General features: G+C 71.9%; 12 protein-coding genes. 7 read left to right on the top strand and 5 right to left on the bottom strand.

The features are described 5' to 3' along the window. On the bottom strand, nt 1–821 hold an 821-nt coding region (locus ABD330_RS01505; RefSeq protein ID WP_486327072.1), incomplete at its 3' end, for a C40 family peptidase. 546 nt (nt 822–1,367) lie between these two features. Beyond that, on the bottom strand, nt 1,368–2,684 hold the full coding sequence (locus ABD330_RS01510) for an acyltransferase family protein (protein ID WP_344459816.1): 1,317 nt from the start codon (nt 2,682–2,684) through the stop codon (nt 1,368–1,370). Nucleotides 2,685–3,050: 366 nt separating this feature from the next. Between ABD330_RS01510 and ABD330_RS01515 the strand changes: the two genes are divergently transcribed. The 4 genes from ABD330_RS01515 (at nt 3,051) to pcrA (ending at nt 10,064) form a co-directional block, all read left to right on the top strand. Next, the gene (locus tag ABD330_RS01515; RefSeq protein WP_344459818.1) at nt 3,051–4,442 is read left to right on the top strand and encodes a glycosyltransferase family 87 protein; all 1,392 of its coding nucleotides are present in this window, start codon (nt 3,051–3,053) and stop codon (nt 4,440–4,442) included. Beyond that, on the top strand, nt 4,439–5,713 hold the full coding sequence (locus tag ABD330_RS01520) for a hypothetical protein (protein ID WP_344459820.1): 1,275 nt from the start codon (nt 4,439–4,441) through the stop codon (nt 5,711–5,713). The genes ABD330_RS01515 and ABD330_RS01520 overlap by 4 nt, the downstream gene beginning before the upstream one ends. Before the next feature lie 97 nt (nt 5,714–5,810). Continuing rightward, on the top strand, nt 5,811–7,274 hold the full coding sequence (locus tag ABD330_RS01525) for a glycosyltransferase family 39 protein (protein ID WP_344459822.1): 1,464 nt from the start codon (nt 5,811–5,813) through the stop codon (nt 7,272–7,274). Between the two features lie 201 nt (nt 7,275–7,475). After that, on the top strand, nt 7,476–10,064 hold the full coding sequence (gene pcrA, locus ABD330_RS01530) for a DNA helicase PcrA (protein WP_344459824.1): 2,589 nt from the start codon (nt 7,476–7,478) through the stop codon (nt 10,062–10,064). Between the two features lie 19 nt (nt 10,065–10,083). Here the strand turns inward: pcrA and ABD330_RS01535 are convergent, their stop codons facing one another. After that, nucleotides 10,084–10,788, bottom strand: coding sequence for a M23 family metallopeptidase (locus tag ABD330_RS01535; RefSeq protein ID WP_344459826.1), 705 nt, complete (start codon nt 10,786–10,788; stop codon nt 10,084–10,086). Between the two features lie 99 nt (nt 10,789–10,887). After that, nucleotides 10,888–11,883, bottom strand: a complete 996-nt coding sequence (locus tag ABD330_RS01540; protein ID WP_344459828.1) for a helix-turn-helix domain-containing protein — start codon at nt 11,881–11,883, stop codon at nt 10,888–10,890. A gap of 163 nt (nt 11,884–12,046) precedes the next feature. Here ABD330_RS01540 and ABD330_RS01545 point away from each other — a divergent pair, with 163 nt between their 5' ends. Beyond that, entirely contained in the window at nt 12,047–12,403 is a 357-nt protein-coding gene (locus tag ABD330_RS01545) for a hypothetical protein (protein WP_344459830.1), read from the top strand. Nucleotides 12,404–12,550: 147 nt separating this feature from the next. Then, nucleotides 12,551–12,721 (top strand): hypothetical protein, encoded by a 171-nt coding sequence (locus tag ABD330_RS01550; protein WP_344459832.1) that lies wholly within the window; start codon nt 12,551–12,553, stop codon nt 12,719–12,721. A 23-nt stretch (nt 12,722–12,744) separates the two neighbouring features. On the opposite strand, the gene ABD330_RS01555 is transcribed toward ABD330_RS01550, so the two are convergent. Further along, nucleotides 12,745–13,527, bottom strand: a complete 783-nt coding sequence (locus tag ABD330_RS01555) for an esterase/lipase family protein (protein WP_344459834.1) — start codon at nt 13,525–13,527, stop codon at nt 12,745–12,747. Nucleotides 13,528–13,747: 220 nt separating this feature from the next. Here ABD330_RS01555 and icmB point away from each other — a divergent pair, with 220 nt between their 5' ends. Continuing rightward, nucleotides 13,748–14,155, top strand: a complete 408-nt coding sequence (icmB, locus tag ABD330_RS01560) for a coenzyme B12-dependent isobutyryl CoA mutase small subunit (protein ID WP_344459836.1) — start codon at nt 13,748–13,750, stop codon at nt 14,153–14,155. The last annotated feature ends 32 nt before the right edge of the window (nt 14,156–14,187 follow it).

Consider the following 14,187-nt stretch of genomic DNA (forward strand, 5'->3'; position numbering starts at 1 on the left):
TCGGTGCCCTTGTTGAGGTAGACGTGGACGGAGCCGTCGTCGCCCAGGATGATGTAGTCGGCCTTGCCGTCGCCGTCCCAGTCGGCCCAGCGGACCCGTCCGGCCCCACCCGACTCCGTCCCCGCGCTGTGGCCGCCGTTGGAGATGTTGTTGTAGCGGTAGGCGGAGTAGCCGTTGGAGTTCAGGTAGTCGCGGGTGTAGGTGCTGTGCCGGGCGTTGGTGCCGCTGTGCGCCTCCTCCATGAGGGTGGCGTTCCCGGAGCTGTCCCAGCCGGTGAAGAGCACGACGTGGCTGCTGACGTTGTCGAGCATGTCGCCGGGCTGCAGGTCGTCGTAACTGCCGAGCTTGGTGGCGAAGTTGGGCAGCGTGCCGGTCGTCTCGCCGTAGTTGTTGCCGCTGGAGGACGGCAGGTTCCAGGCCATCGACACGAAGCCCGAGCAGTCCTGCCGGTAGGTGCCGTTGGAGTTGGTGTAGTAGGCGCTCTCGCTGTACGGCACCCCCGCGTCCACCCAGGCCTGGGCACGTGCCAGGACCTCCGTGCGGCTGATGGTGCCGCCGGTGACCGAACGCGGTGCCAGCAGGCCGTGGCCGGTGCCGCCCTGCGCCTTGGCCAGCTGGGCCGCCGTCGCCGTGGTCGGGTTCGGCACGCTCGGCTTGAAGGCGGTGCTGAAGCCCTTGGGGGCCTGGGCCGCCACCGAGCTCGTCGTCGGGTGGGGGACCGGGGCGGCGTAGGCGGCGGTGCCCGAGCTCATGGCGATGCCGGCGGCGGCGACGACGGCGACGGACAGCGAGAGCAGCTTGTGTGAGCGCTGTGCAGGCATGGAAGTCTCCAGAGATGTGTGGTGACCGGTGGGTTGACGCGTCGGAGATGACCGGCGTCGGCTGGTGCGAGAGCGCACTCGGCTGAACGGCTGGCCTGCAGGAACAGCCGTGGTCGGGTACGGGGGCGAAACCGTCGGTGCGGTCGGACCGCAGGTGCCGGGCAGGTTTCGCGAGCTTCGTCCGGCCCGGTCGCCGTGTGGCGTTCCCGGCCGGTGACTACAGCTTCGCCTCCGCCGGGGCCGGTTGGAAGAGCGGTCGGCTGGACGGAAAGGTCCCTGGCCCGATCAGTCCTAGGGTCTGTCGTCAAACCCCCGTCGTCGCCCGAAGGGCGGCGGCGCGGCGTCTGGTGCGTGCTCTCGGCGTGCCGGGTGGAAGTCCTCGTACTGGACGTACTTGGGCTTTCGCCCGGTGCGGCGAGAGGGCGTGCCAGGGGTCGCGCCGCAGGCGGGGGTTTGACGACAGGCCCTAGGTCTGGAGAACGCCCGGAAACGACGGAACGCCGCCCCCGGAGGGGCGGCGTTCCGTGGTGCGGAGGGCAGGGGCTGTCAGGCCGTCGGCTTCGCCTTCGCCTCGGCGTCCCGGAGGGCGAGGCGCTTGGTGATGCGCTTGCCCAGGTTCTGGCCGGGCAGCTCGACCAGGCGGTACGTCAGCTGGCTCACGATCAGGACGGCCGCCAGGAAGATCAGGAAGGGGATGAACTTGCCGGCGCCGTGGGCCGGGAAGTTCTTCGCCGGGGCCAGCCAGCGCACGCCCATCAGGATGGGGATGTGCACCACGTACACCGAGTAGCTGATCGCCCCGAGCCAGGTGAGCACCCTCGGGAAGCGGCGGTTCTTCAGCAGCATCCCGACGCCGAAGGTCAGCCAGGCCGCGAAGTACGGCAGGGACCAGGCGATCCAGCCGGCCGTCCAGGACTTCCAGAGCGCGTGGTCGCCGTGGTTGTACATCCAGCCGGTGCAGACGCCCGCGACCAGGACGAAGGCGCAGCCGAGCCAGGCGGTCAGGCGGTCGATCTGGCCCTGCTCGGCGCGGTAGATCGCGGTGCCCGCGAACATCGTCGCCAGGATCATCATGCTCTCGAAGAACATCGCCCGGGAGTTGCCGAACAGCAGCACCGCGCCGAGGCCGCCCAGCAGCAGGGCGCCCATGCGGGTCAGCGAGGTCCGTCCGCTGAGCACGCCCACCAGGCCCATGGCCATCACGATGGCGGCGGCGAGGATCAGGTTCCGCGTCGATCCCCGGTCCACTGTGATCATCTGGGTCGGGACGGCCGCCCCGAGCAGCAGTGCCAGCGCGGCGAGACCGACCGAGATCGGGCTGCTGCGGCGGTGCCAGCCGGTGACGAACAGTGCGGTGACGAAGAAGTAGAAGACCATCTCGTAGGAGAGGGTCCACAGCACGCCGAGGCCGTTGGGGACGTTCATCAGGTCCTGCAGCAGCGTCAGGCTGGCGATGCCGGCCCGCACCGGGTGGTCGACGTCGACCGTCGGGACGGCGGAGTAGTCGCGCGGCAGGATCGCCAGGGCGGCCACCACGACGACGATCAGCAGCGGGTAGATCCGCAGGATCCGGCCGATCCAGAAGCCCCGGACGTCGCCGCGGCGCTCCAGCGAGGCCGGCACGATGTAACCGCTGACCAGGAAGAAGGTCATGACGGCGTAGATGCCGAGGTCGAAGTGGTCGGCGAACCCCTTGCCCCCGGGGAACATCTCCACCAGTCCGAAGTGGTGCACCGCGACGAGCAGCGCGGCGATACCGCGGAGGGCGTCCAGCCAGCCGAGCCGGACCACGGGCCGGTTCGCGGCGGGTTTCTGCGCTGTGCCGCCGGATATCTCGGTCGGCTGCTGTTCAATTACGGTCACAGCTCAGGAGGCTAGCCCAACGAGCCGCCGGGACGGTACAGCTGCGCGGAACTACATACTCGGTATTCATGTGGGCATCGCCACAGTCCGTCCGTGCAACCGTCCGGGGCGGCAGGCCGTCGGCATCCGGATCCGCCGCACCGGGCCGCTGTCGGGGGGATGCTGTGAAGGCCCGAATGTGCGGTGGGGCCATAATGGACGGGCACGGGTATGCTCCCGCGCCCCTCCCGGCCCTGTGCCGGGGGCGTGAGGCGGGGGCGGCAGGCCGCCCGTGTGTCGATGCCGTGCCTGATGGCAGAGGTCCGGCAGTGCGGTTCCCCGGGGGTTGCTGACTGCTGCCCGCCATCGTTCGTACGACGGAGCATGATGTCAGACACCTCAGTGGATGTTGAGGCACGTCCCCGCCCGGAGGGACAGGCCGACGTGCCCGCCTCGGCCGGACCGGCCCGCTGGCGGAACCCGGCGACCTGGCCGACGGACGTGCTGGCTCCGCTGGGGTACTGGGCCTCCAGCCGACTGCTCATGATCATGACGGTCTTCTCCTCGGGCGAGAACGCCAAGGGCGAGGTGCACCGCCTCTACGAGAAGTGGGCGCACCTGCTGGCCGGCGGCTCCTACCCGCTCGGGGACCCGACCTGGCAGTACCCGCCGGGCGCCGCCGGGGTGATGCTCGCCCCCAAGCTGGTGCCGGGCGTCAACTACGTCCAGGGCTTCGTGGCCGTCACCTGCCTCGCGGACCTGCTGATCGTCGGCGCGCTGGTCTGGCAGGGCCGCCGCCCCGGCCGCACCCTCGGCGGAGCCTGGGCCTGGTCGCTCGGCCTGCCGCTGATGCTGTACATCCCCTACGCGCGCTACGACGTGATCGTCACGCTCTTCGCCGTCCTCGGCCTGCTCCTTCTGCAGCGCCGGCCGATGCTCGGCGGCTGGATGGCCGCCCTCGGCGCCATGATCAAGGTCTGGCCGGCCTTCGCGGTCTTCGGCGCGCCCTGGGGGCGCGGGCTGCGCTCGGTCGCGATCGGCTTCGCCTCCGCGGTGGTCTCGCTGCTGGTGCTGGTCTCGCTGTTCCTCAAGGGGCCGTTCGACTTCCTGAACGCGCAGGGGAGCCGCGGCATCGAGTTCGAGTCGCTGCCGGGCAGTGCCCTGCTGGTGGCGCACCAGTTCGGCTACCACAGCGAGATCGCCTACCGGTACGGCTCGCTGGAGATCGTGGGCTCCTACGTCGACCTGATCGGCAAGGGCATGCTGGCGCTCAGCGTCATCGGCTTCTGCTGGCTGCTCTGGTGGCGGATCCGGGTCCGGGTGTTCTCCGCCGCGACGCCGGCCGACGCGGCGCTCGCGGCGATGCTGGTCTTCGTCACCACCAGCCGGGTGATCAGCCCGCAGTACTTCATCTGGCTGATCGGGGTCGGCGCGGTCTGCCTGACCTACCGGGCCACCACCCAGCGCGCGGTGGTCGCGATGCTGATCGGCGCCGTCGCGCTGACCACGGTGGAGTTCCCGCTGTTCTTCCAGCAGATCCTCGCCGGCCACACCGGTTTCACCCTCCTGCTGGCCGCCCGGAACCTGCTTCTGCTCGCCGCCACCGTGCTCTCCTGTGTCAGGCTCTGGCGGGCGACCGTGCCGCGTCGCCGCGGACCGGACGCCGGAACCCCCGCGGCGGTCCCGGCCGCCCGCAAGGACGGCGAAGGTCCGGTGACCTCCGCGACACAGCCCCGGCGCGCCAGCGACCGGACGGCCGACCAGGAGAACGCGCAGTGAGCACCCGACTCTCCGACCCGCGGGCCGCCGCCCCCGACAGCGGCCCGTCCGCGCGCCCGGCGCGCGGCATCGCGCACGCCCCCGCCCGGATCCCGCAGCGGCTGCTCGCCGCCGCCCGCCACGCCGCACCCGCCCTGATCGGCTACCTGCTGGTCCGCGCGCTCGCCGTCGGCGTCCTGCTGCACTGGCACGCCCAGCGCCTCCCGCACGGCCAGAGCAACCTGCACTACCTCAGCACGCTCTGGGACGCGGTCTGGTACCAGAACATCGCGGTGCACGGCTACGCGGGCACCGCGCCGACGGCCGGACCGTACGGGCTCTACCAGCCGTACGCCTTCTTCCCCGTCTACTCGATGCTGATCCGGACGGTCTGCTGGGTGCTGCCGCTCTCGGTGAACCACGCCGCGCTGCTGATCGCGTGGGGCTCGGCGCTGCTCGCCGCCTGGGGGATCTTCGCCGTGGCGGCGAAGCTCTACGGCCGCCGGGCCGGCGTGATCGCCGCCGTGCTCTGGGGGGTGACCCCGTACGCTGTGGTCGAGAGCCTGGCGTACTCGGAGCTGCCCTTCACCGCGCTCGCCGCCTGGGCGATGTACGCCGCCGTGACCCGCCGCTGGGTCTGGGCCGGGGTGCTCAGCACGCTGGCCGGCCTGACCCGGCCGACGGGTGTCGCGGTGGCGGCGGCGGTCGGGATCGGCGCGGTCTGCGCGCTGGGGCTGCAGTGGTGGAAGGACCGCCGGGGCGAGCTCGCCGAGGAGGACCGGCTCGCCTGGTGGCGCCCGCTGCTCGGCGCGGCGGTCGCGCCGCTCGGCTTTGTGGGCTTCATCGTCTGGGTCGGCTCCGTGAAGGGCCGCTGGGACGCCTACTTCCGGATCCAGGACGCCTGGCAGTCGCACTTCGACTTCGGGCGCTCCACCTACCACTCGATCCGCACGATGCTCACCGTCGCCGGCCCGGTCTGGATGACCGACGTCGTGGTGACCGGGGTGCTCGCCGGGTCGGTGCTGCTGTTCGCGGTCTGCCTGCTCCAGCGCCAGCCGCCGACCCTGCTCGTCTACAGCGCCATGATGCTGCTGCTGGCGCTCGGGGACGCGGCCTACTTCAACTCGCGGGCACGCTTCCTCGTGCCGGCTTTCGCACTGCTGTTCCCGCTCGCGGCCGCTCTGGCCAGGGTCCGTACCAAGGGGGTGGCCGCCGTCGTGCTCGGATCGGCCGCCCTGTGCTCGGCGGCGTACGGGGGGTACGTCGTGTTCGTCTACACCAACTCGCCGTGACGCGTTGAGCCCAAGATACGAGAGGTCCGCAGGAATGAGTACCAGCTCCACTAGCACCGTGTCGTCCGCCGGGGGGACGACGACTACGGCCGAATCCGTGACCACCCAGAGCGGGTGGCAGCGGGTCCGGGCCCTGGTGGCACGAGGGTTCTGGCTCTGGCCGGCCCTGCTCACCCTGGCACTCGGTCTCTACGGCAGCTCGCGGGCGGGGCTCTGGCGGGACGAACTGGCCACCTGGAGCGCGATCGACCGCAGCACTCCGCAGCTCTTCGACCTGCTCAAGCACGTCGACGCGTCCTCCGGCGCCTACTACGTGTTCGAGCACTACTGGGCGCAGGTCTTCGGCCACTCGCTGCTGATGCTCAGACTGCCGTCCGCCCTGGCCATGACGGGCGCGGCGGTCTTCGTGGCGCTGACCGGCCGCAGGCTGTTCGGCCCGCGCACCGGTCTGGTCTCCGCCCTGATCTTCGCGGTGATCCCGGCGACCTCCCGCTACGCGCAGGAGGCCCGCTCGTACGCCCTCGTGGTGTGCGCCGTCTCGCTGGCGACCTGGCTCCTGCTGCGCGCGCTGGAGCGGCCCGTCCCGCTGCGCTGGCTGCCCTACGCCGGTGCCGTCGCGGTGGCCGGGTACCTGCACATGGTCTCGCTGGTCTTCCTCGCCGGGCACGCGCTGATCGTGGTGCTGCGCCGGCGCGCGCACGGCAGCCTCCGGACGATCGCCGGCTTCGCGCTCGCGGCGGCGGCCGGGCTGCTGCCGCTGCTGCCGCTCGTCCTGATGGCACGGCGGCAGTCCGGCCGGCAGCTGGACTGGCTGACCAAGCCGACCATGCAGTACGTCGTCGACTGGTTCTGGCGCGGACTCTTCGACTCCACCGCAGTGAGCCTGGGCATCCTCGCACTCGCCTTGCTGCCGGTGGCCTGGCCCAAGCGCCGCCGCCCGGCCTTCGAGATCGGCATGCTGGCCGCGCTGCCCATCGGCGTCCTCTGGCTGATCTCGCAGGGCTCCACCGCGTACTTCCTCGACCGCTACCTGCTCTTCACGCTGCCGGCCTGGGCGCTGGCCGCCGGTGCCGGGCTGACGGCGCTGCGCCCCCGGGCGCTCACCGCGCTCGGCCTGGTGGTCCTGGTGATCCTCGGGCTGCCCGACCAGCGGCAGCTGCGCCGGCCGTACTCGCGCGAGATCTGGGACGCGAAGGCCGCCGCCGCGGTCATCGCCCAGGGCTACCGGCCCGGCGACGGGCTCGTCCCCGTCCGGGCCGACATGGCGTACCTCCAGGTGGGCACCGCCATCGACTACTACCTGCCGTCCGGCATCCGGCCGAAGCAGGTGTTCGCCCTCGGCACGGCGGCCGACGCGCAGGACCTCCTCCCGCAGGACTGCACCGACGAGGCCGCCTGCCTCGGCGGTACGGCCCGGCTCTGGGTGGCCACCTTCGGCACACCCGCCGACCCGCTGGCCGGCCTCAACCCGGCCGAGCAGAAGCTCCTCGGGGCCTACACCAAGGTGCGGGTGACGCCCGTGCACGGGATGGTCGTGACCCTGCTGGAGCGGCGCTCCTGACCACCTGCCCGGCGGGTGCGGCCGGGCGGTGCACCGGGAGTCCCGGTGTGCCGCCGGCCGCTGGGCGGTTGTGACCGGACGGCTGCGGAAGTGTCCGCTGCGGCGCGGGAAGGTGAACGCTTCGGGGCGGTGGCGGGGCGGATGTGACCGAGTGGGCGGCCCGGCCGGGTTGTCGGTGGCGGGCCATAGACTCGAAGGGCCATGACTAGCCTCTTTGACGACCTTCCGCTCCCCGGCTTCGAGCTCCCCTCGGCCGGGTCGCAGCAGCAGCCGCCTGCCGACGAGCCGTTCGAGCCGCCCTACGACGAGCCGCCGTACGACGGGCCCGAGGCGTACGAGGAGGCCATCCCCGAGGACCTGTTCCAGACGGACCACGCGGCCGCCGCCGAGCGCGACGCCTGGCACCGCAACGGCGCCGCCCGGACGGTCATCGACCCGGTGCAGCTGCTGGAGGGGATGAACGACCCGCAGCGCGAGGCCGTGGTGCACGCCGGTTCGCCGCTGCTGATCGTGGCCGGCGCCGGCTCCGGCAAGACCCGGGTGCTGACGCACCGGATCGCCTACCTGCTGGGCGCCCGGCACGTGCAGCCGGGCGAGATCCTGGCGATCACCTTCACCAACAAGGCCGCCGGCGAGATGCGCGAGCGGGTCGAGAGCCTGGTGGGCCCCCGGGCGCGGGCGATGTGGGTGTCCACCTTCCACAGCGCGTGCGTGCGGATCCTGCGCCGGGAGAGCAAGCTCCTCGGCTTCACCTCCAGCTTCTCCATCTACGACTCGGCGGACTCGCAGCGCCTGATGGCCCTGGTCTGCCGCGACCTGGACCTGGACCCGAAGCAGTTCCCGCCGAAGTCCTTCACCGCGAAGATCAGCAACCTGAAGAACGAGCTGATCGACGAGGAGACGTACGCGGACCAGGCGGCCAACCCGATGGAGAAGAAGCTCGCCGAGGCGTACTTCCTCTACCAGCGCCGCCTGCGCGAGGCCAACGCGCTGGACTTCGACGACATCATCATGACGACGGTCAACCTGCTGCAGGCCTTCCCCGCCGTGGCCGAGCACTACCGCCGCCGGTTCCGGCACATCCTGGTGGACGAGTACCAGGACACCAACCACGCCCAGTACATGCTGGTCCGCGAGCTGAGCGGCGGCACGTCGACCTCGCCGAAGCGCACGGTGGACGGCGACTTCGTCAACCCGGCGGCCGCGCAGCTGGCCGAGATCCCGCCCGCCGAGCTGTGCGTGGTCGGTGACGCGGACCAGTCGATCTACGCCTTCCGCGGCGCGACGATCCGCAACATCCTCCAGTTCGAGGAGGACTACCCGAACGCCACCACCATCCTGCTGGAGCAGAACTACCGCTCCACCCAGACCATCCTGAGCGCCGCCAACGCCGTCATCGAGCGGAACACCAGCCGCCGCGAGAAGAAGCTCTGGACGGCCGGCGAGGACGGCGAGAAGGTCGTCGGCTACGTCGCGGACGACGAGCACGGCGAGGCCCAGTTCATCGCCGACGAGATCGACCGCCTCACCGACGGCGGACAGGCCCGCCCGGGCGACGTGGCGATCTTCTACCGCACCAACGCACAGTCCCGGGTGTTCGAGGAGGTGTTCATCCGGGTCGGCCTGCCCTACAAGGTGGTCGGCGGGGTGCGCTTCTACGAGCGCAAGGAGGTCCGCGACGTGCTCGCGTACCTGCGGGTGCTCTCCAACCCCGAGGACACCGTGCCGCTGCGCCGGATCCTCAACGTCCCCAAGCGCGGCATCGGCGACCGCGCCGAGGCGATGATCGACGCGCTCTCCGCGCGCGAGCGGATCAGCTTCGCGCAGGCGCTCCAGCGGGTGGACGAGGCGTACGGGATGGCCGCGCGCTCGGCCAACGCGGTGCGCAAGTTCAACGAACTGATGGCCGGGCTGCGGCAGATCGTCGAGTCCGGCGCGGGCCCGGCCGCCGTGCTGGAGGCCGTGCTGGAGGAGACCGGCTACCTGGCCGAACTCCAGGCCTCCACCGACCCGCAGGACGAGACCCGGGTGGAGAACCTCCAGGAGCTCGCGGCCGTCGCCCTGGAGTACGAGAAGGACCCGGGCGAGCGCCCCGACGGCGACGGCGAGGGCACCCCGCCGATCGGCTCGCTCGCGGACTTCCTGGAGCGGGTCGCGCTGGTCGCCGACTCCGACCAGATCCCCGATGACGAGGACGGTTCGGGCGTCATCACGATGATGACCCTGCACACCGCCAAGGGCCTGGAGTTCCCGGTCGTCTTCCTGACCGGCATGGAGGACGGGATCTTCCCGCACATGCGCGCGCTCAACCAGGTCAAGGAGCTGGAGGAGGAGCGCCGCCTCGCGTACGTCGGCCTCACCCGCGCCCGCCAGCGGCTCTACCTGACCCGCTCGGTGCTGCGCAGTGCCTGGGGCCAGCCCTCGTACAACCCCGCTTCGCGCTTCCTGGAGGAGATCCCGGAGCAGCTGGTGGACTGGAAGCGCAAGGGCGCGCAGGTCGCGCCGCCGTCGCGCAGCCCGCTCTCCGGCGGCTCCTCGGACTCGTACGGCTCCTCCCAGATGGGCGCCTCCGCCTCGCCGAAGTCCGGCTGGGGCAAGTCCGCCCGCAAGGTCACCGAACGCGAGGTGGTCTCGCTGGCGGTCGGCGACCGGGTCAACCACGACAGCTTCGGGCTCGGCACGGTGGTCGCGGTCTCCGGCGTCGGTGACAAGGCCCAGGCCAAGGTCGACTTCGGGGCGGCCGGCGCGAAGCAGCTCCTGCTCCGCTACGCGCCGGTGGAGAAGCTCTAGTCCTGCCGGAGTACGAGCGCTACCGGGGGTCCAGCCCGCGCGCGATCAGCCAGGGGAGCGGGTCGACCGGGCCCGCTCCGCCGGGGTGGACCTCGAAGTGCAGGTGAGGGCCGGTGCTGTTGCCGCTGTTGCCGGAGTAGGCGATGACGTCCCCGGCCCGCACCTGGCCCTTGCGGACGCGGTACGAACCGAGGTGGCAGTACCAGGTCCTGGTGCCGTCGGCGGCGGTGACGGCGGCCATGTACCCGTACGCCGGGTTCCACCGGGTGCTGACGGTGCCGTCCGTGACCGCGTGCACGGGCGTGCCCCGGGGGACGGGGAAGTCGACGCCGGTGTGCCGGGCCGCCCAGCGGTTGCCGACCGCGCCGAAGGTGGCACTCAGGCCGTGGGCCTCGACGGGGAGCACGAGCGCGGGGCGGGCGGGCTCGGCCGGCCGGGGCGGAGCCTCCTGCTGTGGCAGCAGGTCCGCCCTGGGCTGGTCGCGGGCCGCACGGGCGGCCGGATCGTCGGGGTCCGGCGGTTCGGCCGGCGGCTCCTGGCGGGTCGTGTGCTGCGGCGTCGACTGGTGGGCGCCGGCCACGGCTGCCGCCGCGAACACGCCGAGGGCGGCGACCGACGGCAGCGCGACCGTGAGGACGGCCGAGCGGAGCGCCGCCCGGCTGTGGTCGCGGCGCTGGGCCCGGGAGTTCGGCCGGTCTCGGGGGTGCGGTTCGGGCCTGGGCATGGTCGTCAAGACTGCTGCCTTCTCGGGACGGGAGAAACCAGCCGAGACTGTAGTGCCTCCGCCCGACCACGGACAAAGCGGGCATATCACCCGATGGTCCTACGGGCGGTGCGGCAGCCACCCCTGCTGGACCGCCCGGACGCCCGCCTCGAAGCGGCTGCGCGCGCCGAGCCGTTCCATCAGCTCCGTCGCCAGCCGGCGCGCCGTACGGTGCGACACCCCGAGCCGCTTCGCGATCGCCTCGTCCGTCAGCCCCTCGGCGAGCAGCCTGATCGCGGTCGCCTCCGGCCCGCGCAGCCCGTGCTCGTCCCGCCCGGCCTCCTCGCCGAGCGGCTGCGCATCGGCCCACACGCTCTCGAAGAGCGCGCACAGTGCGGTGAGCGTCCCGTGTCCGGTGAGGACGACGGCACCGGCCGCCGCGTCGTCACTGCTGACCGGGATCACGGCGGTGGTCCGGTCGGTGACGATCATGCGGGTGGGCAGCGCGGGCACGGTGCGCACCTGGCCGCCCTGTGCGGCCAGCCAGTTGATGTACTCGACGGTGGGCGGGCTGTTGCGGACACTGTCCAGGTAAACAGTTCGCATCCGGACACCGCGCGCCAACAGGTCCTGGTTGAGCGGCTTCGCCGCCGCGATGTCCTCCGTGGTGTGGCCGCCGCCCGGCGCGAAGGTCATGACCTCCGTGTGGATCTCCCGCCCGATGGTCGTGAGCCGGTCGCGGATCCGGTCGAGCCCGACCAGGTGCTCGACGCCCGGGTGCGTGGCCGCGGGCCGCAGGTCGGCGTACTCGGCGATCAGCTGGGCGGCGGCTGCCCGGGAGGCCTCGATCCGCAGCTGCTGAGCTGCGAGTTCGGCCTGCTGACGTGCCATCAGGAGTTCCATGCCGACATCCGGCGACACCGCGCGGAGTTCGCCCTGGCGGTCGTGCGAGGGGCGCAGCAGCGAGAGTTCGCTCAGGGTGTTCAGGGCCTCCCGTACGCCGCCCTCGGGTATCTCCAGTCGGCGGGCAAGGTCGGCCACGCCGTCCTGTGGATGCGCCAGCATGGAGCGGTAGACCGCTTCCGAGACGGAGTCGAGCCCGAGCGTCCCCAGCATTCCTTTGATCCCCCGGTGATGGTTCTGTGGATTGCGCCGAACACGATCCTCGCATAGGCGTCTTTCGCCTTCCAGGAAGTTGTTTGGCCTGTTCGGGCCTGGGCCCAAAGCGTCCATCTTGGTCACCTATGCGGGGGATGACCGCATTGGGATAGTCATCGCCATGTACCTCATCCACGCCCGGTTGAGGCCGCCGATCCCCGGCCGCCCTCTCCCCGGCCGCCTCGCCGCCCTGCTGTGGGCGATGTCCGTGCCGGAGGACAGGATCGAGCACATCGCCGTCCACCCGAAGGCGGTGCCCTACCCCACGCTCGGCCTCTACCTCCAGGCGGACCGCCTGGGGGAGGCCGAGGAGCGGGCGGCACAACTCTGCGGGCGATGGGTCACCGGCATCTCCCTGCTGCAGGGCTGGCAGCCGGTGGACGCCCAGGCCCCGCTCGTCGTGCCGTTCTACGAGCAGCTGCTGTCCTCTTCCGGCCTCGGTGGACTGAACGGTCCAGGGCCGTTTCCGTCCACTTGATCTCTCTGTTCCCAGGCCTGGCCTGCGACGAAACTGGTACTCGCCGGCAAGGGGAAACACCCGGCGGGCACCACCGGACGAAGCGTCACCGCGGGACGCGAGACCGGCACCTCCCTTCGTCAGACCTCCCAGAACAGGACCGTCACCATGATCCGCACCCGTCTCGCCCAGGCCGCCGCGGTCACCGCTCTCGCCCTCGGTGCCGCCCTGCCGGCCCCCGCCGTGATTGCGGCCGCCTCGGCCCCCACCGCCTCGCCGGCCCCCGTGGCCGTCACCGCGGCCGCCGTCGCCCCGCACGACCTGATCTGGGGCAGCTGACCGGTCGCCGTCCGGTGGCGGCCTCAGCCGGCCCGGCAGATCAGGGAGCCGGGGAGTTCCCGGGCCTCCAGGGCCCGGCGGACGGCTTCGAGAGCGTGCGGGTGGACCGGCAGGCCGATGTGCCCCGCGCCCGGTACGAGCAGGTTCTCGGCCGTCAGATCCGGGTGGTGCAGCCAGGCGTGGCGGCCCGGCAGCACGAGTTCGTCCAGCTCGCCGCGGATGGCGGTGAAACGCGTACGGCAGTGCGGCGCGGGCAGTCGGAGTTCGGCCAGCAGGTCGCTCCCGGGGCGCAGCTGGCGGGTGACGGGGAAGGGATTGGGCAGCAGGGCGGCCGTGGTCCCCAGGTGCGGGGTGGCCAGGGTGACCACCAGGTCCACCAGCCGGTCGCCGCCCAGTCGTTGGACGTAGTACCGGGCGATCAGCCCGCCCAGGCTGTGCCCGACCAGCGCGACCGGGCCGTCGGAGTGCGCGCGGCGGGCCCGTTCGACGTGCCGGCCGAGCAGGACGGCGGCGGCCCGGACGTCGGCGGTCAGCGGGGAGTGGTTGAGGGCGTGCAGATGCGTCCAGCCGTGCCGGTGCAGCTCGCGGCGGAGCGGGGTGAACACGGCCCGGTTGTCGATCAGCCCGTGCAGCAGCAGGACCGGCCCGGGGTGGGCGGGCGCCTCGACGGGGTACGGCGGGCACGGCCGGCGGTGGCGCTCGGGCGGGATGCCGGTCGGGTAGCGGATCAGGTGGTGGGCGAGGGCGGCGGCCTCGGCGCCCGCGCCCCGGACCGCGTCGGAGGTCCGCTGGAACGGGATGGTCATCGGCGACTCTCCCCGGCAGGGTGGCGCGGGGGCCCCGGCGCCGGACGGCGCCCGGGTACGGGAGGGGGATTGTGCTGTGATTTTCCCCTCCTCTTGACGGGTGAAACGACCAACCGGCCGGTGTGGCGCTAATCTCCCCTCAGGGTTGGTTATCGGTCGTTAACCAGGTGGGTCGACCAGGTCGGCCGACGTGGTGGACAACGTGGTCCAGGAGGCAGTGATGGGTGTGTCAGGCCCGATCCGGGTAGTGGTCGCCAAGCCGGGGCTGGACGGTCACGACCGCGGCGCCAAGGTGATCGCGCGAGCGCTGCGCGACGCCGGCATGGAGGTCATCTACACCGGCCTGCACCAGACACCGGAGCAGATCGTCGACACCGCGATCCAGGAGGACGCCGACGGCATCGGCCTGTCGGTTCTCTCCGGAGCCCACATGACCCTCTGCGCCCGGGTGATCGAGCTCCTGGGCGAGCGGGACGCGGCGGACATCAAGGTCTTCTGCGGCGGCATCATCCCGGAGGAGGACATCGTCGAGCTCAAGCGCCTGGGCGTCGCCGACATCTTCACCCCGGGCACCACGACCCGCGACGTCGTCGCCTGGGTCCAGGCGAACCTCCGCCCGACCGCCTGACGCACGGCACGGGCCGGCGTCGCCCCAGGGGC

Source organism: Kitasatospora kazusensis, assembly GCF_039529945.1.
In the GTDB taxonomy this organism is placed as follows: domain Bacteria; phylum Actinomycetota; class Actinomycetes; order Streptomycetales; family Streptomycetaceae; genus Kitasatospora; species Kitasatospora kazusensis.